The organism is Moritella sp. 24, assembly GCF_018219155.1.
In the GTDB taxonomy this organism is placed as follows: Bacteria; Pseudomonadota; Gammaproteobacteria; order Enterobacterales; family Moritellaceae; genus Moritella.
In genome coordinates, this window is record NZ_CP056123.1 from 3,940,719 (window position 1) to 3,962,986 (window position 22,268).

The 22,268-nt window shown below is 38.2% G+C and carries 21 protein-coding genes; 3 read left to right on the forward strand and 18 right to left on the reverse strand.

The window, feature by feature from the left end; all coding sequences use genetic code 11:
• Nucleotides 1-2 precede the first annotated feature (2 nt).
• The 10 genes from HWV00_RS17560 to HWV00_RS17605 all read right to left on the reverse strand — a co-directional run bounded on the left by HWV00_RS17560 (nt 3) and on the right by HWV00_RS17605 (nt 10,042).
• Entirely contained in the window at nt 3-728 is a 726-nt protein-coding gene (locus HWV00_RS17560; protein ID WP_211683438.1) for an SDR family NAD(P)-dependent oxidoreductase, read from the reverse strand.
• A complete protein-coding gene (locus HWV00_RS17565) occupies nt 729-2,063 on the reverse strand; it encodes an AMP-binding protein (RefSeq protein WP_211683440.1) in 1,335 nt (444 codons plus the stop codon).
• Nucleotides 2,056-2,301, reverse strand: a complete 246-nt coding sequence (locus tag HWV00_RS17570; protein ID WP_211683442.1) for an acyl carrier protein — start codon at nt 2,299-2,301, stop codon at nt 2,056-2,058. Before HWV00_RS17570 ends, HWV00_RS17565 begins: the two co-directional genes overlap by 8 nt.
• Entirely contained in the window at nt 2,301-2,702 is a 402-nt protein-coding gene (locus HWV00_RS17575; RefSeq protein ID WP_211683444.1) for an FdtA/QdtA family cupin domain-containing protein, read from the reverse strand. Before HWV00_RS17575 ends, HWV00_RS17570 begins: the two co-directional genes overlap by 1 nt.
• A gap of 2 nt (nt 2,703-2,704) precedes the next feature.
• Nucleotides 2,705-3,577 (reverse strand): glucose-1-phosphate thymidylyltransferase RfbA, encoded by an 873-nt coding sequence (gene rfbA / locus HWV00_RS17580; RefSeq protein WP_211683446.1) that lies wholly within the window; start codon nt 3,575-3,577, stop codon nt 2,705-2,707.
• 1 nt (nt 3,578) lies between these two features.
• The gene (rfbB, locus tag HWV00_RS17585) at nt 3,579-4,649 is read right to left on the reverse strand and encodes a dTDP-glucose 4,6-dehydratase (RefSeq protein ID WP_211683449.1); all 1,071 of its coding nucleotides are present in this window, start codon (nt 4,647-4,649) and stop codon (nt 3,579-3,581) included.
• Nucleotides 4,650-4,660: 11 nt separating this feature from the next.
• On the reverse strand, nt 4,661-5,905 hold the full coding sequence (locus tag HWV00_RS17590; RefSeq protein ID WP_211683452.1) for an O-antigen translocase: 1,245 nt from the start codon (nt 5,903-5,905) through the stop codon (nt 4,661-4,663).
• A gap of 146 nt (nt 5,906-6,051) precedes the next feature.
• Nucleotides 6,052-8,241, reverse strand: a complete 2,190-nt coding sequence (locus tag HWV00_RS17595) for a polysaccharide biosynthesis tyrosine autokinase (RefSeq protein ID WP_211683454.1) — start codon at nt 8,239-8,241, stop codon at nt 6,052-6,054.
• Between the two features lie 124 nt (nt 8,242-8,365).
• Nucleotides 8,366-8,797, reverse strand: a complete 432-nt coding sequence (locus HWV00_RS17600) for a protein tyrosine phosphatase (RefSeq protein ID WP_211683457.1) — start codon at nt 8,795-8,797, stop codon at nt 8,366-8,368.
• Nucleotides 8,798-8,854: 57 nt separating this feature from the next.
• Entirely contained in the window at nt 8,855-10,042 is a 1,188-nt protein-coding gene (locus tag HWV00_RS17605; protein ID WP_211683459.1) for a polysaccharide export protein, read from the reverse strand.
• Between the two features lie 281 nt (nt 10,043-10,323).
• Here HWV00_RS17605 and HWV00_RS17610 point away from each other — a divergent pair, with 281 nt between their 5' ends.
• On the forward strand, nt 10,324-10,539 hold the full coding sequence (locus HWV00_RS17610) for a hypothetical protein (RefSeq protein WP_211686739.1): 216 nt from the start codon (nt 10,324-10,326) through the stop codon (nt 10,537-10,539).
• Between the two features lie 451 nt (nt 10,540-10,990).
• On the opposite strand, the gene HWV00_RS17615 is transcribed toward HWV00_RS17610, so the two are convergent.
• The 4 genes from HWV00_RS17615 to hpt all read right to left on the reverse strand — a co-directional run bounded on the left by HWV00_RS17615 (nt 10,991) and on the right by hpt (nt 14,488).
• Entirely contained in the window at nt 10,991-11,692 is a 702-nt protein-coding gene (locus tag HWV00_RS17615) for a tRNA (guanosine(46)-N(7))-methyltransferase TrmB (RefSeq protein WP_211683461.1), read from the reverse strand.
• Between the two features lie 118 nt (nt 11,693-11,810).
• Nucleotides 11,811-12,581 carry an ABC transporter permease gene (locus HWV00_RS17620; protein WP_211683463.1) on the reverse strand — a complete coding sequence of 257 codons (771 nt, stop codon included), beginning with the start codon at nt 12,579-12,581 and terminating at the stop codon, nt 11,811-11,813.
• Between the two features lie 163 nt (nt 12,582-12,744).
• Nucleotides 12,745-13,677 (reverse strand): ABC transporter ATP-binding protein, encoded by a 933-nt coding sequence (locus tag HWV00_RS17625; protein WP_211683465.1) that lies wholly within the window; start codon nt 13,675-13,677, stop codon nt 12,745-12,747.
• 277 nt (nt 13,678-13,954) lie between these two features.
• Entirely contained in the window at nt 13,955-14,488 is a 534-nt protein-coding gene (gene hpt / locus HWV00_RS17630) for a hypoxanthine phosphoribosyltransferase (RefSeq protein WP_211683467.1), read from the reverse strand.
• A 280-nt stretch (nt 14,489-14,768) separates the two neighbouring features.
• On the opposite strand from hpt, the gene HWV00_RS17635 reads away from it, so the two are divergent.
• Nucleotides 14,769-15,416: a TetR/AcrR family transcriptional regulator gene (locus tag HWV00_RS17635; RefSeq protein WP_211683469.1), complete on the forward strand. Its 648-nt coding sequence runs from the start codon at nt 14,769-14,771 to the stop codon at nt 15,414-15,416.
• A gap of 77 nt (nt 15,417-15,493) precedes the next feature.
• Here the strand turns inward: HWV00_RS17635 and HWV00_RS17640 are convergent, their stop codons facing one another.
• The 3 genes from HWV00_RS17640 to HWV00_RS17650 are packed head-to-tail and all read right to left on the reverse strand — an operon-like array spanning nt 15,494 to nt 18,380.
• Entirely contained in the window at nt 15,494-16,123 is a 630-nt protein-coding gene (locus tag HWV00_RS17640) for a flavin prenyltransferase UbiX (RefSeq protein WP_211683471.1), read from the reverse strand.
• A gap of 52 nt (nt 16,124-16,175) precedes the next feature.
• Nucleotides 16,176-17,621, reverse strand: coding sequence for a UDP-N-acetylmuramate:L-alanyl-gamma-D-glutamyl-meso-diaminopimelate ligase (mpl, locus tag HWV00_RS17645; RefSeq protein WP_211683473.1), 1,446 nt, complete (start codon nt 17,619-17,621; stop codon nt 16,176-16,178).
• Nucleotides 17,622-17,633: 12 nt separating this feature from the next.
• Entirely contained in the window at nt 17,634-18,380 is a 747-nt protein-coding gene (locus HWV00_RS17650; protein WP_211683475.1) for a hypothetical protein, read from the reverse strand.
• A gap of 102 nt (nt 18,381-18,482) precedes the next feature.
• Here HWV00_RS17650 and serB point away from each other — a divergent pair, with 102 nt between their 5' ends.
• On the forward strand, nt 18,483-19,664 hold the full coding sequence (gene serB / locus HWV00_RS17655; RefSeq protein WP_211683477.1) for a phosphoserine phosphatase SerB: 1,182 nt from the start codon (nt 18,483-18,485) through the stop codon (nt 19,662-19,664).
• A 115-nt stretch (nt 19,665-19,779) separates the two neighbouring features.
• Here the strand turns inward: serB and HWV00_RS17660 are convergent, their stop codons facing one another.
• Nucleotides 19,780-22,140, reverse strand: a complete 2,361-nt coding sequence (locus HWV00_RS17660) for a PilZ domain-containing protein (RefSeq protein ID WP_211683478.1) — start codon at nt 22,138-22,140, stop codon at nt 19,780-19,782.
• Nucleotides 22,141-22,268: the final 128 nt, after the last annotated feature.

The window sequence follows — 22,268 nt, forward strand, 5'->3', positions numbered from 1 at the left end:
AATTAAGCAGTACTCCCTGCATCAACAGTAATTGTAGAGCCAGTCATTGAACTAGCACCTTCTGACAACAAAAATATAGTCGCTTGTGCTGCATCATTAACATGTGCAAGACGCCCTAGGGGACTTCTGCGGGTGATTGAAGCTAATTTATCACCTTGTAAGCCTTGGGTCATATTAGTTGCCATATAGCCAGGAGCCAAAGTATTAACGGTTATATTCGCTCGACCTAGTTCACGCGCCAAAGATTTGGTAAATCCGCCTAATGCAGATTTAGTTGCGCCATAAACACTTAAACCATTAAAGCCTGTTGAACCAATAATTGAGCCCACATTAACAATCCGCCCCTCTCGATTTAAAAGCATTGATCTTGAAACATATTTAGCTAATAAGATAGGAGCTTCGACATTGACTTTAATTAGCTCAGAGATACTTTTCTCGTGCATCGTAGCTAAAACGCCATCATGTCCCAATGCTGCATTATTAATTAATGCGTAAGGTCGACCATATGTTTTAACAATATCTTTAACCAAGGCTGAAATACCTTCAGTATTGGAAAAATCAAATGAATGAAAAAATACAGAACTAGGATTACTTGACATCAAGTGAAGGTAATCTTCAGAGTTCGTCCGACTCACACCAACAACGAGGTACCCAGCGTTCACTAATTGTGAGCTAATTGCAAACCCTAAACCTTTTGTAGCACCAGAAACTATTACAATTTTACTCATTTATTTTCTCACTATTTTTCCAGATTCATTGACAGCAATGTTATCAACAAACTTAATCATGGCGGGTACTTTGAAAGAGACTAACTCGCTCTTACAAAACATAATTAGCTCTTTTTTAAATACCTTTTCTTCATCTTTTGCTAATGTTTTTTCACTCACAATTTCAGCATTAACCAACATTCCAAGAACTGGGTTTTTTTTACCAAAAACTTTCGATTGAACAACATCTGGGTGGCTATTCAACACAGATTCTATTTCTTCGGGGATTACTTTATTACCACCGACATTAATAGTGCCACTATCACGACCAACAAAGAAAACACGATCATTTATGACTTCAACAATATCACCAGTATTTATAAATCCATCGATATCGACATCTAAAGAACCATTAAGTAAGGTATCAGCTCCGCGGTTGCTTTTAATCCATAACAGATCATCAACTATCTTTAATTCAATCGATGACAATTTAGAAATACCTATATAATCATATGGAAAACCAGCTTTATAGTCTTTTACAGTAAAGCCAACTCCCGCCTCTGTCGAGGCATATATATGAATAACGTTTGCATCAACAAAGTGTCTTTTTAATGAATTCAATACCGTTTGGTCTGCAATCTCACCACCTAACGTAATTCTTTTAAGCGGCAGAGAATTTGAATTTTTAGTCATCAACACTTTACGCCAAAAAGAAGGCGTGGCTGATAAACAATTAACCCCTTTATCTGTAAAATCCGCTACAATTAAATTTAAATCTTCCTCACTCTCAGAAATAGTTAAAGATGATCCAGAAGCAATTGCTTGAAGATAAACTTGCATTCCAGCAAAACGATTTAGGTCGTAGCATAACCCCCAGTTAAAATTAGCTCCTTTAACTACATCTTTTTTAGTGGTTTTCATTAAAGAAGCAATATAGTAACTCACCAATTTTGGCGTTCCAGTTGTACCAGAGGTTGATAACAACCATTCCTGCTCAGACTTATTCAAGATAACAACATCTGAAACCTTAACGATCTCTATATCGGCATGTGATATTTTAACCACATACTCAATATCAGCCTTTGAATAAAATTCTTCAATAACGTCTTCTTTTAAACATTGAGGCTGAAGGAATATTTTATGCGCTACAGAAGCAACAAGAGGAAGTGATTTAGCTAAATCAAATCTTGAATTTGACACTAAAGCACAGTTTTTCCCAATCAACTCTGGATTCTGATCTTTAAATTTCGCTATTGAACTTTGAATTTCTCCATAAGTAATAACTTGATGTCGATTCTGTATATAAACTCGATCACTCGGAATGACATTAAAAGTATCAGTAAATAAATTAATCATTAAATCGCTCATAGATATTAACAAACTCACCAAACGTACTAGGATATACAGGTTCATCCATTAATTGAAAAGGGTCTAAATCCAATTCTTCTTCTAGAAATGCCACTAGAATAGCAAAACCTAAAGAGTCTAATCCAGTTTCGAGCAAGATCGCATTATCATCAATATTTTCATATTGTTCTGTTTTACCCGTTTGCTCTAATGCTTCGTTAAATTTTTCTAAAATTAGTTTTCTCATTATTTTTCACTTACCATTTTTGTAAATTCGTTATAATCACGGATGTAATCTGATTCATCATAAAAAGAATCTGCTAAAACCATTAATACGCAATCATCTGAAAAATCATACATTTCACGCCACATAAATGACTCAATATATAAACCTTGTTCCGGATTATCTAATAACAGTTCAATTTTTTCTTTACCATCATCTAATAAAAATCTACAAGAGCCTTTTAATACGATAGCCAATTGCTTTAATTCTTTATGTGCATGAAATCCACGACGTACATTCTCTTTAGTATCAAACATATAGTAAACACGTTGAATCGTAAACGGAATGTTTTTATGATCCTCCAGTGAAACTAGGGAGCCCCTGTCATCACCATGGCTTTGAAACTGTATGAATTTAATATCCATTACTACCTTGCCCCCTTAATCAAATCTAATAGGTATTCACCATAAGTATTCTTCATTAGTGGTTTAGCTATTTCTTCAATTTGACATGCAGTTAACCAGCCTTGATTAAACGCAATTTCTTCCAAACAAGCAATTTTAAAACCTTGACGGTGTTCAATTGTCTGCACGTATTGTCCTGCATCCATCAAACTGTCATAAGTACCAGTATCCAGCCAAGCAAAACCACGCCCTAACAATTCAACGTTTAATTTACCACGTTTTAAATACTCATTGTTCACGCAGGTAATTTCCAGCTCTCCACGAGCAGAAGGCTTAATATTTTTAGCTATTTCAACAACATCATTATCGTAGAAATACAATCCTGTCACAGCAAAATTAGATTTTGGCTGTTCTGGTTTTTCTTCTATCGAAATCGCTTTATAGTTATCATCAAACTCAACAACGCCAAAACGCTCAGGGTCTTTAACCTTATAACCAAATACAGTAGCTCCGCTATCCCGACCAGCTGCGCTTAACAATTTTGGTGTAAAACCTTGACCAAAATAAATGTTATCACCTAGAACCAAGCACACATTATCATCGTCAATAAACTCTTCGCCGATAATAAAAGCCTGCGCTAATCCGTCTGGACTTGGCTGTATTTTGTAAGTTAATTGAATACCAAATTGACTACCATCACCTAACAAGCGGATAAAACCAGCTTGATCTTCCGGTGTAGTGATAATCAATATTTCTCTAATGCCTGCTAACATCAATACAGATAGCGGATAGAAAATCATTGGTTTATCATAAATCGGTAATAGTTGTTTAGATATACCCTTGGTTATCGGATATAAGCGTGTTCCAGAACCCCCCGCTAAAATAATACCTTTCATCTTATACCTTATTTTCCGAGCCTAAACGTTCACAAGAATATGAACCGTCTAATACACGACTCCACCAATCACTATTGCTCAAGTACCATTCAACTGTTTTACGAATACCGCTTTCAAATGTTTCTTGTGGTTTCCAGTTTAACTCTAGCTCAATCTTACTTGCATCAATCGCATAACGTACATCATGACCCGGTCGGTCTAATACATAGGTAATTAAATCTTGGTATTGAGCGACACTTTCAGGCTTATTCGGTACTAACTCTTCGAGTAATGAACAAATTGTTTTTACAACATCAATATTGGCTTTTTCATTATGCCCACCAATATTGTAGGTCTCACCAACAATGCCCTCAGTAACCACTTTATATAATGCTCGAGCATGGTCTTCTACAAACAACCAATCACGAATCTGCATACCGTTACCATAAACAGGTAAGGGTTTTCCTTCGACGGCATTTAAAATCACTAATGGAATAAGCTTTTCTGGAAAATGATAAGGCCCATAATTATTAGAGCAATTAGTGATTAACGTTGGCAAACCATAAGTACGCTGCCACGCTCGAACTAAATGGTCACTAGATGCTTTAGATGCAGAATAAGGGCTGCTTGGAGAGTATGATGTTGTTTCAGTAAACAGATCATCAGTTCCTTCAAGATCACCATACACTTCATCCGTAGAAATATGATGAAAACGAAATGTAGTCTTCTTATCTACATCGAGTTCATTCCAATAAGCACGTGTAGCTTCAAGTAACGTATATGTACCGACAATATTTGTTTCTATAAATGCCGCGGGACCATCAATTGAACGGTCAACATGTGACTCAGCTGCTAAATGCATGACTGCATCAGGCTGATATTGTTTGTATACACGATCTAATTCAGAGCGATTACAAATATCAACCTCTTCAAAAAAATAACGAGAGTTATCATCCACATCTTTTAATGATTCTAAATTCCCCGCATATGTTAACTTATCAAGATTAACAACCGAATCAGATGTTTTATTTAAAATATGTCGAACAACAGCAGAACCAATAAAGCCAGCACCACCTGTGATTAAAACTTTCATATTTAGCCTAATTAAAATATAACTTTACAAGTAATTAACAACATGGAAAAAAAATAAATGACATAATTTAATGCGTAAGCGTATGTCATTCCAATTAGTCCATATAGATCAATAAAATAAAATGATAATAGCATGAAGCTAGCTGAAAATGTGACTTCAGTTATAATGAATACTTTAGTCATAGACTTAGCTAGCATTAAATAAGAGAGTAGCCATGCTATAATTTTAACTACATCACCAATCAATTGCCATTTAAACAAATCAAGCATTACTTTAAAGTCTTCAGTGAAAAGTAACCAAACTATAAAATCTCGTAACATATATATTGCCAACGATAGGCATATGACTATTGGTACAATGATTAAATAACCTTGCTTTAGCTCAGCTCTTAATTCTATTTTTGACGTAATTTCGGATAGTCTAGGTAAGTAATATGTAGATAATGCTGTTGTAACAACCATAAGGTACATAGATGATATGTACCACATTGCTTGCCAATAACCTGCATCATCCCATGATAAATTTTCACCTATATAATCACGAATAAACAGATGCGAAACGGGAACAGTTAATGCCGATGTAAGTGCCATTGCTGAATATGATAGTAATTTACGTCCTTCAGCATTATCAAACTTGTGTTTAAAGTTACTCAATATAATCTGTTTATGATTACGTAATCGCCATAACACTGTAATAAACACAATCGATTGATTTGTTACCATTGCGATTAATGCACCGTCCAAACCAAAACTAACAATTAATAATGTTGTAAATATAAGGCTATAAATACTTTGCGTTATATTTATAGCAATAAACGTTCTAATTTCTTTTAAACCATTTAGTATTGATAACAATAATTGATTAATGGAATAAAATATTATTGTAAAACCAAACATTATGAATATATAAGTGAATTCATCTGTCTTTAGGGCGTATTCTGAAATATATTTTGAACATACAATTAAAACAAGACCGACAATAATAGAACAGCTTAGTGTTATTTTAGATGCAGAACTCCACAACTTAGGTAACGGTTCGCTTTCAGCGCCATATTCAGCCGTATACTTGGTAACACCGGTATTAATACCTCCTTGTGCAATAGTCATGACAAGTTGAGATATATTTTGAAATTGCCCAATCAATGCTAATCCAGATGGACCAATTAATATCGATACTGCTTTATTTATAACAAGAGCAGCTATCATTTTTATTGTTGTTGCTATTAGTGTTAAAAAAGAAGTTTTTGCTAGGTTCATTTTATAATTCATTATGTTTAATTGAATAAAATCAATATTAATTCTCAGAATTTAACAACCACTGAGACATATTTTATCTATTTTGAGACATTCCATGTCTGGCAATCCCTTGTAAAGCCTAGCTATTACGGTTTTTTAGCTACAGGTTACGACTTATCACTCTCATAGCTATAGTTATAATAACCATACCCATAAGACGCACTTGCCTTCTTCTCTACAGCATTCAGAATAAAGCCTTTCACTTCAATCCCTGCCATTTCAAATCTGTGACGTGCTACTTCAATTTCTTTTACTGTATTTTGACCAAAACGACCAACCATCAAGGTCGTACCAGCAATAGCACCAACGATACTTGGATCTGTTACAGCAAGTACAGGTGGCGTATCAATAATAACTAAATCATATTCACTTGATGCCCATTCAACAAAATCAGCAAAGCGAGGGTGCATCAACAGTTCTGAAGGATTGGGTGGGATTTGACCTCGGGTAATAACATCTAGATTTTCGATACCCGATGTTTTAATTACGTCTTTAGTTTCCAATTTACCAGAAAGCATTTCTGACAAACCGCGATCCCATTCCAGGTTGAAATGGCGTTGTAAATAACCTTTACGCATATCACCATCCACCAGTAGTACTTTTTGACCTGTTTTAGCAATCACCGCAGCAAAGTTTACTGATACGAATGATTTACCAATACCAGGCGCAGGGCCTGAAATCATCACTACATTATTCTTCGCTTCCATCATCGCAAAATGCATGCTGGTACGTAAACCACGTAAGGCTTCAATCGATAAATCAGCAGGATTAGACTCTGCTAATAAAGTTTCGTGCAGTTCAAGTTTCTTCTTACGTTTATTCTTTTTAAGCTTCGCATCCATTTCAGCCTGCCAATCAGACATTGGAATGCTGGCATAAACAGGTAACCCTAACGCTTCAACTTCATCTGGGTTTTCAACACCTTTATGCAATGCTGCACGAACAAGTACAATAGCAACTGATAGCATGCCACCTAATAGCGTAGCTAATACAACAATTAATGATTTCTTCGGTTTAACCGCATTACTATACGCTTGTGCTGTATCTAAAATACGTACATTACCAACAGTGCCCGCTTTCAAAATATTCAATTCTTGTACTTTATTTAAAAGCTGAATATAAATTTGCTGGTTCACTTCAACATCACGCTTCATACGTAATACATCACGTTGCGTTTTTGGTAATTTTTGAACTTGTGCGTTTAGCTCATTTTGTTTCTCTAATAATACTTCGCGCTTGTCTAATAATGACTTATAAGCGGGATGATCTTTAGTAAAGCGTTGACTAATTTCACTTTCTTTAAAGGTCAACTCATTAAGCTGGGCCTCTAAAGCAACCATTACTTTTAATGTCGACTGTGCTTCCAACCCTAAGTCAATTGATTCATTGTCTTGACGGAAACGGTTCAAAGTATCTTCAGCAGCTGTTAAACCAACTTTAATGTTCGGTAAATGGCCTTGCAAAAACTCTAAACTTTTCTCTGCTTCAGCTGAGTTACGATCCACATTTTGTAAGAAGTAGTTTTGGCTTACGTCATTAAGAATATCTTGGATTAATACTTTATCTTCACCACTAAACGATAACTGTAAAATACCTGTTTGCTTACCACGTTCGCTTACCGACAAACCAGCTTGTAGCCATTGAATCGCATCGAACGAAGAACGCTTCACAACAGCGAATTCATCTGCATTGTTACCCACTAATGACTGTACAAATAAACGGTAATCGTTGTTTTGTGCTAATTCACCTACAACACCAGATAAAACTTTACGCTCTTCAGCGTCATATAATGAATAAGTACCTTTACTCGCATCATCAATAACTAAGTTAAATGAAGGTGTCGCATAACTTGGGATCTCAAAACGACTAATAGTAATGTCATTTTGCTGACCACTCATACGTGCTAATCCTTTACCGATAACTGGTAAATATTTAGGTGCTGCAAGTGTGGTTAAATTTAACTTTTCAACAGTCAGGCTTAAGATCATGCGTGATTTAATGATCTCAACTTCGGTCGTTGCAGACGATTCACTGGAAAACAAATCGCCCATGTCACCAACAAGTGCAGACATACCACCACTTTTTTGTTCAACTTGAATCAACGCATCCGCTTTATAAACAGGTGTTGCTAATAATGCATAGCTAACACCAAATACAGCGAAGATAAACGTAACAGCGATAATGCTCCAACGCGCATCGAGTAATATGCCGAATAACTTACCTAAATCAATTTCATCTGCACCGCTGCTTTGTGGCGATTGCTGCTTGCTGGTCTGATTGAGAGTATTGCTGCTCATAATAATGATCTAATTCCAATATTTAAGTTTAAGCGATATAAAGCACTGATTAATGTCACTGCTTTTATCCTAAAGTCTATTAATCTCGTTGCTTTTAAGCTAATGGCTCTTAACCTAACTGCTTTTAGCCCAACTTCTTTGCCCAAGCATTTGCCGAGGCTTCAATCAGTTTGAAAGCATGATCAAACGCTTCTTTACTTTGACGATACGGATCCGGTATATCTTGCTTTTGTAACCATTGACTGAACAACATAGTCTTACCACGCGCTTCAGGGGCAATATTCGTTACCGCATTAATATGGCCTTGCTCCATCACTAAAATCAAATCAAACTCTCTACATAAAGCAGACGTTAACTGACGACCTTGATGGCCTGCTAAGCTAACACCGTTTTCTTCCGCTACCTGACAAGCCATTTTATCTGCTGGTTTACCAACTAATGCACCAACACCTGCAGATTCAACATTCTTATTCGGTAATAACGCTTTAAGCAAATACTCGCCCGACGGAGAACGGCAAATATTACCGACGCACACCACTAAAATATTATTAAACATAGCAAACCCTTTTAATTCATAACCTTTCAATCAATGCTTTCATTCAAACGCTATAAATTACCAAGCTCGAACACGGTTAATACCTTCAGTAATATCATTAAAGCCTGTCACTGTTGGTAAGATCTGACCAATAACACGGTTCCAACGGGTAATTGGTGCTGCTGTTACATAGACAATGTCATAAGGTTGTAATTCAAATTCAGTACCGATAACCAATGCAGCGGCGTTACTGATATCTAATTGGTAGATATCTGCAATTGTATTAGCGCTAGCCTCATCTGACTCATTTACAGGTGCAGTACTTTTGAGATGAGTAGTACGGTTCGCACGTACAACAAAGATACCTGTCGCATCAGCAGCTAGTTGGTTAATACCACCAACACTGCTTAACGCTTCAGTCAAACTCATGCCTGCACGATCAATTTTTAATAATTTAGGTTCGTTTACTTCACCCATTACAAATACTTTTTGCGCATCATTACGTGGTACGTGAACAATATCACCCGGCATTAATAAACGGTTCTGGGTTAAATCACCACGTTGCATCAAGGCATATAACGATAGCTCTTGCTCAACACCTTGACGGGTTAAGGTAATATTACGCCAATCAGCATTTTCAGCTAAACCGCCCGCACTGTTTACCGCATCTAATAACGTTAAAGGTACGTTGGAAATAAATTGTTGACCCGGCTTGTTCACTTCACCGGTAATATAAGTTTTTTTAGAACGGAACGCTGCAACGTTAACGTCAACTTGTGGTGTTTCAATAAATTTAGCTAACTTCTTCGTTAACATTGCACGAATTTCAACAACTGTTTTATCTGCTACTTTCACAAAGCCTATATAAGGATAGAAAATTGTACCGTCTGCATGCACCCAATTACCTGATTCACTTGCACTACGGTAAGAACCAGCAGGAATAGTTAACTCAGGATGATCCCAAATCGTGACATTTAAAATATCCCCCGCACCAACACGGTATTCATATGCTGCCAATTTAGCATCTAATTCAGGGTTAATCTGTGCACTTTGGCGTGGCGTTTTATACGTCGCCATTTTATCTGCTGTTAACGGATATAAATTAACACGTTCTAAAATATCGACGTTTTCAGCACTATGACCGTTACTATCATCATTACTATTTGCAGCTTTATCGTCTATATTTAAATAAGAGCCAGGTACAGTACAACCTGCCAGTATTACAGGTAAGGCAATAGCCACCAATAATTTTTTATAATGATTCATATGATCCAAAGTTCATTTTTAAAATTAGCGGGATTATACCGCGAAGATGAGGAAATAACTAAAGTGAACGACGTAACAAGACGCAAGTCACATTTCTAGATATCTTTTTCTACTTTTATTTCAACCTGTACTATGGCGATATGTTACATTGGATACATACATATTATCGTATGTGTCGACAGCCTCAAACATAAAATACCTAAGCACGTCTTACGTATTAATAGTCAAATATAATAATGAGGCCTTTGCAATGTTACCAAAATACAGAGTAAGAGATTCTTATGTTCAGACGTTATGCCATCTTCACTAACAACTACCCACTGCTGCACAATATAAACCTGATGATTGTTATATTGGTTATGCTAGGCAGTCTTTATCAGTTAATCGAAAATGAACAGCTAATCTATGCGAACGGTATCGCTTTCGCATTATTGTCAGTAATTATGTTTGCGCGTTCAGCTGAATATAAACGTAAATATTTAACGCATAATAAATAATTATTATGCTAAAAAGCACGCTACCGCCCTAGGGTTGCAGTACCCCAAGACCGATAAAATTCTAAATTATAAGGGATAATAAATAACTGTTCACATGATTATAAATTTATAAACAGTGATTTATTATCTTTTCAAGCTTCGCTATAACACCCAAAAACGATGCAATACTCGCATATTCCCCTACTTTGAGCAAGTACTTTAGCTACTCCATAGTGGATAACTTAATTCCATTTAATATAATAAAATACTGTTGATATTAATAGCTAAAATGTGACTAAACTAGCAAGGTTCAGCGAATAATCATGACTAAGCATTACACTTTAAATCATTCTTCAACCATATATAAATACAATTTAAAACAACTACTAAAGTGAAATGCATTATATATTTTATAGAAATCAGATTATGTGATTGCTATCAAACATAAGGGCAGCACTGTACCCTAATTACATTACAATTTAGCGACCAACTGCCAAGATGTCTGACCACTAGCCCAATATTTTCGTTCAAACGGTGTTGTCGCCTCATCCGCTGTATACGTTTGTAACTCACTGTCCACTTTCGCCAGTTCTAATGCGCGCTGAAACTCTTGTAAATATAGCGGCCAGTTACTACGTAACTCTAATTCACCACCCAAAGCGATAATAGACGGGAATACCGCCGCACCATGCCAGCGACGTTGCAAGTGCTTCGCTTTCGGCCAAGGGTTTGGATACAAGATATAATGCTTGTGTAACTGCCAACCCGCATCTACTGCCAAACGCCACAGGTCATTTAAATCAACTTGAAATAAATGGTAAACCTGCCCGTCCACTTGATGCGCATGGCGATGTTGTTCATTACGGTCTAAACGGTCTGCCGACTTATCCATACCAAACACTAAACAGTCAGGATGCATCTGTGCAATCTTAGCCGTACTTTCACCAACACCACAGCATGAATCAAAAATAATAGGACGAGGATCAGCCGCGACAATCGCTTTCATTTGTTCAAATGCTTCAACTGTATGCTGACGATAAGGTTTACGGAATTTATGGGCTAAATGCTTTAATACCACTTCATCAAGATGCTCATTTAAGCCAGTTTGATTAGTCGTGATCTCACGAGAATTACCCATTGAGTCATCTTGTACTGTTTGTTGTTCAGTGTTCATTGCTGTTACCGGTTTTTAAATACGAGAGAGAACTCCTCTCATCTTCACTTTTAAAAATAGAAGTGAAGCAAAGAGAAGTCTTATTTATTAGTTTAATTATAGAGCCTGAGGCGTACTCTTAACTTCTTAGCCCTACACCTTTACTGATCAAACGATATACCAAGGCATACAGCACAGCGATAAAGCCAATGATGACAGTAAATGAATAGAGTAGAGGAATATTTTCGATACCTAAGAAACCGTTACGGAACGCACTGACCATGTAAATGATAGGGTTCGCATGTGAAATAGTTTCCCATACAGGTGGTAATAATGACGTTGAATAAAATACACCGCCTAAATAGGTTAAGGGTGTGAGTACAAACGTCGGGATAATAGAAATATCGTCAAAGCTTTTTGCAAAAATGGCATTAAGCAGCCCAGCTAATGCGAATAGAATCGAAGTCAATAATAGCGTCGTGATGATCACCAATATACTGTGGATTTGTAATGGTACAAAAAACAGCGATACACAGGTAACAATAAAGCCCACCAGTAAACCTCGTGTCACACCACCACCGACATAACCAGCAATAATGATATAAGTGGGCACTGGTGATACCAGTAACTCTTCAATATTGCCTTGGAATTTAGCACTGTAAAATGACGACGCAACATTCGAATACGAATTGGTGATCACCGACATCATAATCAGTCCAGGGACGATAAACGCCATGTAGCTAAAACCATCCATCTGACCTACACGAGAGCCTATTAAGTTACCGAAGATAACAAAATACAAAGTCATGGTAATTGCAGGCGGTACTAGCGTTTGTACCCAAATACGTGTGAAGCGCGTGATCTCTTTGTTCAGAATACTGTTAAACGCGATTAAATAATTTTGTTTCATTTTAACTAACCTATCAAGATATTGTGTGAACCGTGGTACAAATTAGTGGAGAGTTAATAAAGAAAGACAACGGTTGTTGGCATGGATGCCAACCCCAAGCTCGCGCCTACCAAAATAGGATGTGTTTACAGCACGTTGTCGTCTTTAGTTAACTCGGAACATACTATGAACTAGCTTGCACCTGTCTACCCTGCTCTACTATATCCATAAACAAGGCTTCTAAACGATTCTCTTTATTACGAATACCTTGCACTTCAATATTCATCGTCGCCAATTGCGAGAATAACGAATTCAAACCACGATTCTTCGCTACATCCACTTCTAAAGTATGATCATCTAATAATCGACAGCTATAACCGTCTAATTTAGGTTTAATTAATTGGCTATTTATATCCAACAGGTAGGATTCACTATTCAGTTTAGATAACAGCGCCTTCATTGAAGTGTTTTCAATCAACAGGCCTTTATCAATAATACCAATATTACGACACAGCATTTCAGCTTCTTCTAAATAATGCGTTGTCAGAATAATGGTAATACCTTGCTCGTTTTTACGTTGTAAGAATTCCCACATAGTACGGCGTAATTCAATATCAACACCGGCTGTTGGTTCATCTAAAATAAGTAACTGAGGTTCATGTACAAGCGCACGGGCGATCATTAATCGGCGCTTCATCCCGCCAGACAAATTACGTGCCGCTTCATGGCGTTTATCCCATAATTCCAGCTGTTTTAATAATGCTTCACAACGCACTAGCGCTTCTTTACGGGGTACACCGTAATAGCCCGCCTGATTGACAATAATATTTTCAATTTTTTCAAACGGATTAAAGTTAAATTCTTGTGGTACTAAACCAATTTGGCTCTTTGCCGCTTCAAGGTCAGTATCAATATCAAAACCAAAAATTTTAACTTGCCCAGCGGTTTTATTAACGAGTGAACTCATCACGCCAATCGTGGTCGACTTACCCGCACCGTTAGGCCCTAGCAGCGCATAAAAATCGCCTTTTTCTACTGTCAGATCGATACGCTTTACTGCTTTAACTCCGCCAGAATAAGTCTTCTGAAGCCCTTTAATTTCGAGTGCTAACGTCATGTGAGGAATAAACCTAATCAAGAATGGGAGGTGAATTATACTGGAATAGCTTAGAAATGCGAGAGTGGAGTCTTAACTCACTATGTAATAATTGCTCTAAGACTTAAGGGCTAAGGCGTGAGGCGTAATAAGACGATAACTTAAGAGAGTCGCTTAAAGTAAGATCAGCTGTTGCTGGCAGGGATGCCAGCCCAAGCCTACAAGGATGTATTTACGGCGGGCTGAACGTCTTTAAACGACTCGACCAGCAACTACTAGAGCTGGTCTTAGGGTTAGATTAACCTTCTAATGGTACAACTTTACCTACGTAAGGTAAGTTACGGTATTTTTGACCGTAATCGATACCATAACCTACTACGAATTCATCTGGAATTTCAAAACCTACCCAATCAACTGGTACGTTTACTTCACGACGAGATGGTTTGTCTAATAATGTCGTGATTGTGATTGATTTAGGATCACGTAATTCTAGCATCGTTTTGATTTTGCTTAACGTGAAACCAGTATCAATGATGTCTTCAACGATAAGTACATCTTTACCTTTAATGTCGCTATCTAAGTCTTTTAAGATACGCACATCACGGTTACTTTCCATTGAATTACCGTAGCTTGATGCTGTCATAAAGTCTAATTCAACAGGTAAGTTGATATGACGACATAGATCAGACATATAAATTACTGAACCACGTAACAAGCAAACAATGATTAGCGTGTCAGTGTCTTTATAATGCGTTTCAATTTGTGCAGCTAGCTCTTTTACTTTTGCTTGCACGTCAGCTTCAGTGATCATCACTTCAACAGTGTGTTTCATGTTAATTTCTCCAAACGATCTCAGTACCACCAGCAATAAATAGGCTAAGTACTCATCTCTAAAAATGTAATCATAATGATATATTGCGCATAGTTTAGCAGCCTAATACCAATATTCGAAATGGTTTCATAAAAAACAGCGCTGTTATCGCGACAAAATACAACCGACAAACCGCATAGAAAGCGTGATTAGTTTCACATTAGAGTTGAACTGGATATAAGCCTAATGATAGCATTAACAATAATTTAACATTGTTATTTATTACCTTTGGATGCTACATATGGAAATGCCTGCAGTAATCAGACGCCGTACCCGTCTATCCCCCGAAGCACGTCGCGAACAACTGATGCAGTGTGCAATCGAAGTTTTCTCTAAACGTGGTCTAGGTCGTGCGGGTCATGCTGAAATAGCAGAGCTTGCGCAAGTATCGGTTGCGACAGTCTTTAACTACTTCAGTAGCCGAGAAGAATTAGTGGATAATGTATTAATACAAATTGAAGACTTCTTCAGTGATATGGTACGCCGTAACTTTGTTGATATTAACGAACCATCAAACAACAGTACGCAACCAATTAAGAGTGCTCATCAAGCAATCCACGATTACCTGTCCGATTTTGTTGATGCCGCCATTAACAATCCACAGTTCACTTACATTTGGTTGGAATGGAGTTCATCTATTCGCGAAGAGACTTGGCCACGCTACCTTGCTTTACTCGATAATAACATTGCCATTATCAGTAACAAGATCGAACCAGCCATCGCATCCGGTGAAATAAATACCTATTTAACCACCACTGAATTTGCTCGTAGCCTATCAAACCAAGGCTATATGATCTTGCAATTAGTCAATCAACCAAAGGCAATGAGCAGAGAACGAATTATTGAGTTTTTAGAAAAGTATGTCACGTCAGCATTAGCGAAAGCATAAAATCCAACACAGTTTACCCCTCCTTTTCTTTCCTTTCCTTTTAATAAAAAAAGGAGGGGGTTGTTTAATCTTCAGGCCTAGCGTCCCCAACCAGCATAAATCGATTGCTCTACATCTATGTGATCAAGAATACGCGCCACCATCAAGTCAATCAGATCATCCAATGTCTCTGGCTTACGGTAAAAACCCGGTGCCGCGGGCATGATCGTCACGCCTAAACGCGATAACTTCAGCATATTCTCTAAATGGATTGGAGAAAGTGGTGTTTCACGCGGGATCAAGACTAGTTGACCACGCTCTTTTAATACTACATCCGCCGCACGCTGTAAGAGGTTTGTCGACATACCTTGCGCAACAGCCGCTACCGTCCCCATACTGCATGGACAGATCACCATCTGCTTTGGTGCACCAGAACCCGATGCGACTGGCGAGAACCAATCTTTACTGCTTGGCACAAATAATTGCCCCGCTCTCGCGTTATACTTTTCTGATAAATAAAGCTGTAGTGACTTATTATCCGCAGGCCAGTTTTCATCGGTTTCAGTGGCCATCACCACTTTTGCTGCATCTGACATCAATAAATGTACTTGCACATCCGCTGCTAATAATAGCTCTAATAAACGTACCGCATATTGTGAACCTGACGCGCCACTAATACCTAAGGTAATACGCTTATTAAATGTAGTTGATTCAGCTTTAGCTAGCATGATAATCGAAACCCTTTTTCATATAAGTCATTATTTAACTTATCGTGTTTAATTATAATTGTGCGAGTAATTTATCATGAATACCAGCGAAACCACCATTACTCATAATTAGTACATGGCAAGGACCATCCTGCTTATGTGCCAGTGTCGCTATATCTGCAATTAATACATCAATTTGCTGATGGATAACCGCTTTATTCTTATTTATATCACTACATTCAATATCGACACTCGCACATAACTCATCTGCAACAGGTTGTAGATTCCAGTCGAGTCCTTCAGGTTGATACAAAAATACATTATCTGCCAAGGTGAGAGATTGCGCCAATGCTTGCTGATGTGTGCCCATACGCATGGTATTTGAACGCGGTTCTAACACCGCGATAATACGCTCATTGCCTACCGCTGCACGTAGCCCCGCTAACGTAGTCGTAATTGCAGTCGGGTGATGCGCAAAATCATCATAAACACGGATACCCTGCACTTCACCTTTTACTTCCATACGACGCTTTGGGGTTTTAAACTCCCCTAACCCTGTAATGGCTTGGCTTAACTCAACACCTGCATAATGCGCTGCTGCAATAGCCATCATGCCATTTTGTAAGTTGTGCTCGCCAATCAAGTTCCAGTTAACCACACCAGCAAGTTCACCCTTACAGTAAACTTCGAATTGGCTCGCATCTTCACGTAACTTCTTCGCTTGCCAATGACAGTTATCTGCAACATCTCTAGATTTATATTCCGAGCCTAGCTCTTTATCCTCTAAAGACAAACGTTGTACTGGTGTCCAGCAACCTTGTGCTTTCACTTCATCCAATGCAGGTACATTATCCGGCATTAAAATAAGGCCATTACTTGGTACTGTTCTCACTACATGATGGAATTGGCGTTGAATTGCCGCTAAATCAGGGAAGATATCCGCGTGATCATATTCAAGGTTATTCATAATCAGAGTATTTGGCTGATAATGCACAAACTTAGAACGCTTATCGAAAAAGGCAGTATCGTATTCATCGGCTTCAATCACAAAGAAATAGCCACCACCAAGACGTGCTGACTCAGTGAAGTTCTGTGGTACACCACCGATTAAGAAACCCGGATTTAATCCTGCGTATTCTAAGATCCATGCAACCATGGCCGCAGTCGTTGTTTTACCGTGTGTACCCGATGCCGCTATCACATAACGGTGTTGTAGCAGATGTTCAGATAACCACTGTGGTCCCGATGTATATGGTAGTTTTCGATTTAGCATATATTCAACGCACGGATTACCACGAGACATTGCATTACCAACAATGACCATATCAGGCGCGGGATCAAGCTGACTCGGATCATAGCCTTCGATGAGTTCAATACCTTGTTCTTCTAACTGGGTACTCATCGGCGGATACACATTAGCATCAGACCCCGTCACTCTATAACCAAGCTGTTTAGCCAGTACCGCAATACCACCCATGAAGGTGCCACAAATACCAAGAATATGAATATGTTTAGACATCAGATTACCTTTTTAACGAAATTTATGATGAACGCGGTTGATCGTCACACCGATAATGACACCAAACAGCAATAACAACAGAAACAATAATAAAATAGATTTAGTGGCATCAAATTGAAAAATAGTGAATGTTTTTAGCATTTCTTGATAACTGAAATGCAGCTGTAAAAAGCCCACTGGTTTCTTACTTCCTAATGAATCTTCCGCTAATATCGGCTTTAAATATACACGCACATCCTTTGGTGCTGAATATTGCTTTTGGGCAAGCAGCTGCGCGACATAATCTTCTTGTGAAGAACTTAATAACTTACCATTTTCGGCAAACACATGCAGACTCGTCACGTATTGATTTTCGCTGACTTCATCCACCAGCTGTTGTAGTTGTTTTCTACTATTAGCTCGAATAGCACTGTCACTAGAATCACGTTCAACAATTAAGTTGGCTGCCATTTTTGTGGGATAGTCCAATAATGAATGCACTAGCATATCGACTTGATGATAACGAGAAGCGGTGACATTGTTATATAACGAAATCGCAATGAAAATAAACAGTGTACTCAGACTCAGTGCGATTAATAGTGACGTTTGACCTTTCAAAAATTTATTTCGGCTATTAGAAATACTGTCTTGGCTAAGCTTGTTTTCCTGCTGACTTATCTGGTCACTTACCTGATGGCTTATCTTATTAGTCGCTGAATCCGTTTCATGCAGAACGAGCTCTGTATTGACAGGGTTGTCCTTACTCTTATCTTTCACCACAACGAGCTCCTTTCTGAATAGCCTAATTACGAATCGCAATTTTAAATCTAATGCGTTATCTTTACTAGCAGTAACCTATCGATTACAAGGATTAGTAGCAAAATGACTCAACTCACTGAGACTTTATTTAGTAATACATCACCAATAGCATGGCAACAATTATTAAGCTTGCAAAGCACCCAGATCAAACAAGTCACCTATTGTCAGGGACAATTTAATATTTCGGCACAAGCACGACTAATCAGTGATAGTTATGCTGATAGTGATAGTGATAGTGATAGTGAGCATGCGCATCATTACCTCACATTAATAGGGCGTACGTTAACTGCGGATGCCGTGCTTAATTTACTATCAGCATTAAGTCAGTTGCAAGTATCAGCGCAATTGTCTGGTGATATTATCATTTATCCACCAGCGCACTACCCTATATCAGATGAGTCTATATCCGATAAGTTCCTATCAGACAGTACATTATCAGGCACCGCACCGAATCAAGGTGAAATAATTGTACTTGGATTACCTACATTATCTGATGAATTACACCAGCAATTTGATAACACACTATCAAGCTGGAGTAATGATTACCATATCGATTATGCCATCAGCCAAACACTACCAAGTTTAAATGAACCTGGTGTTGTACTTATGGATATGGATTCAACTACGATACAAATTGAATGTATTGATGAAATAGCAAAACTTGCAGGCGTTGGTGAACAAGTTGCAGCGGTAACCGCTCGCGCAATGAATGGTGAGTTAGATTTTGCTGAAAGTTTACGTTCTCGAGTTGCAACACTCACTAACTGCCCTGAAACAGTGCTTACTCAAGTTGCAGATGCAATGCCACTCATGCCTGGATTAGAGTTACTGATTGCAACCCTACACCAAGCAAACTGGAAAGTAGCAATTGCATCCGGTGGATTCACTTACTTTGCTAAACGCTTGCAAGATGATCTTGGCTTTGATGCTGTTTATGCTAACGAGTTGGAAATAATCGATGGAACTTTAACGGGGAACGTTATTGGCAGCATTGTTGATGCACAGGTGAAAGCAGATACCCTGCAAGCATTAGCACTGGTACATAATATAGCACCACAGCAAACGGTGGCAATTGGTGACGGCGCGAATGATTTAATTATGCTTAAGAGTGCCGCACTCGGTGTCGCTATTCATGCAAAACCAATTGTTCAGCAACAAGCGCAAGTAGCATTAAATCATCATGATTTAGAAGGACTAGTAGGTCTATTACAAGCAGCAACGTGTGTGGAAGCAAGCTGGACTTAGCTTATAAATCATAGCGCTTAACTCACTTATAAATAATGAGTTAAGCGCTATATAAAAAGGCCGATATTAACGATATTAATCTTGGCCTTTTAAAACTCGATAATCCAACCCTAACTTAACGCATCCGGCGTAACCCCAGTCGATACATTAACTCGTCAGACACATCAATCAAGTCAACGACACCACGGACACTCCATAACTCATCTTCAAGCTTTTGCGCCCTGTGCATTGCGTAATGACTCACGTAATTCAATTCTTTTTCAATGTATTCCATATCCGGTCGCCCAGTGCGAGACAGCATCACTTGGATAGCAAAGAAAGCGCCTTTCTGTAATCCATGAGTAATAAACTGACGACGTTCGTGATCATCACTAAAATCTTTCTCGAATCGCGTTGTTACAGCAGAATCACTGGATGCAATTTTAATATACACGACCTGCTGCCAAGGTCGGTAATTTGGTTCTAATCCCGCTAATGCCTCATCAAATACGTGCTTAACACTCGAATCAGATAGTAGTGGATACAAATTATAAGGCGCATCAGGCTGACCAAAAAATTCAAATAGCGGTGATAAGCTATTCTCATTAGGGCTAATACCGATTCTATCCATCTGATAGCTGTTATTAACCTTATGGATATACAAAGGCATAGTCGCCAACTGCTGGCAGTACATATTTCTTAATACGGCTGTGACACCCGGTGATTGAGTCGGCTCTGGCATGCTCTTTAGTTTGTCTTTATTACTACTAATTAATAAGCTAAAGAACTTACAGCCAATATGATTCTCTTTATCACCCGAGATCTGTAGATGCAGAATGGTTTTCGCTTTATTACAACCAACCACACTATAAGGCAAATTAGCGAGCGCAATTTTCTTCGATAGCTTTTGCAGCATCGGTAATTCAAGATAAATACGGTGGCCTATCTGCACATCCAGTGGCGCTTCTAATTCAATCTGTAGACCTTCTGTCGAAAAGTCATTACTCCAACCTTTAACACTACGCTCTGTATTGCTGGCCACAATAGCCGTTTTATAACTGAATCGTGCTTCTTTACGTAACTGCACAAACTTAAACTGGGTTAATACCGCACGCTGCTCTGCTGCAGGTAAACGGTATTGATGCAGTTGATTAAAATCACTCCCCGCCTGTGAGTAAGCCTTATAATCATTCAAGATATTTTCATTGGTAATGTCTTGTAGTAAACCAACCCAACGAATTTCTTGTAATGCAGAAAGTGTAACTGAGCCCATTGGTTGCTGATTACTTTCCACTTCAAGTAAATGTTTCTTTTCATCAAATTTTGATGGGTTTAATGAAAGTTTAAATACTCTGAAGTTAGGACGCTGACAAGCAAATGATAAAAAGAGTGCTTTCAGGCCCGACTTAGCAAGACTATCCGCATCCGCAGCATAAAAATATAAGCGACCATTTTGCGTATAATAAAAACTGTAAATAGTGGTGTCGATGCTTTTTTTCGCAGCTAGCATCCCTTGCATCCAAGGCGTTTGCCAACATGCTTCAAGCTGACTTTTCGATTCTTCATTGATCCAATAATCGTATACACCGCGATTATTTTCATTCAATAATAAATGACTAAGTACAGGGCGTTCATCATTTGAAACGTATAACGGTAAACCTGACATACGTGGTAAGAAGAATTGCTCGTAACCTTTTACGACTACATTTTCTTCTTGGAAGCGGACATTCACTTTATATTTACTTTTGTTTTGCTTGATCAGCTTACTGATAAAAACATCTAATTCATCATTTTCATCAATACGCATTAAACGCAAATAATCGAACTTTTCTTCTTCATCAATGCCCATGAGCTTATAAGCAAAGAATTCACGTAATAAATGATTACCATATTCTTGGCGTAAACTAGAAAAATTCACATTAACCAGATTGCCAACGACCATCTTGTTATTTTTATCGACTTTAACTTTTATCCCGCTCGTTGATAGGTCTGAAGTCATCGCATCAACGACACGATCACCAATGCGCATTTTGATCGCAGAACTATAATGCATGCGCTCTTCGTTACGCACAAAGTAAGATGCATATTGAATCGATTCAACAGCAAATGGCGCAGCGGGTTCTAATACTTCAACATGACGTTCATTAGCAGGTTTGCTACGTTCACACTGATGATACGCCATTATTTCTTCGTATATACCCAGCGTGTAATGGCCTTCGTGTTGAACTAATAATTGTTCTAATAGTTTAATTTCGGCGGGGTTAATGTGATGGAGAATATCATCGTATTCATAGGCAACAGCACCATTATCACCACGCTGACGAAAATCAAGGATCCGGCGAGTTGGGGCTGAAAGGCGGTTAACCTCCATCTTAATCAAGAAGCGGGTACTGTTGGTTTCATCTTCAGTCAACTGCTCGAACAAGCGACTGAAATCTGGCTCATGATACAAGGTCGTTAGTTTTTTAATGACGTCGGTGTAACGAGATAATTCCATACGGGTGATCACTACTTAAATTAGAAAACGAATACAACTATTACGGTTAGTCACTTACGATAAACATAAGTAACACAACTAAAGTAAGTCACTGTTAGCTGTGTTTTATAGCGCGAAGACTCAATAAC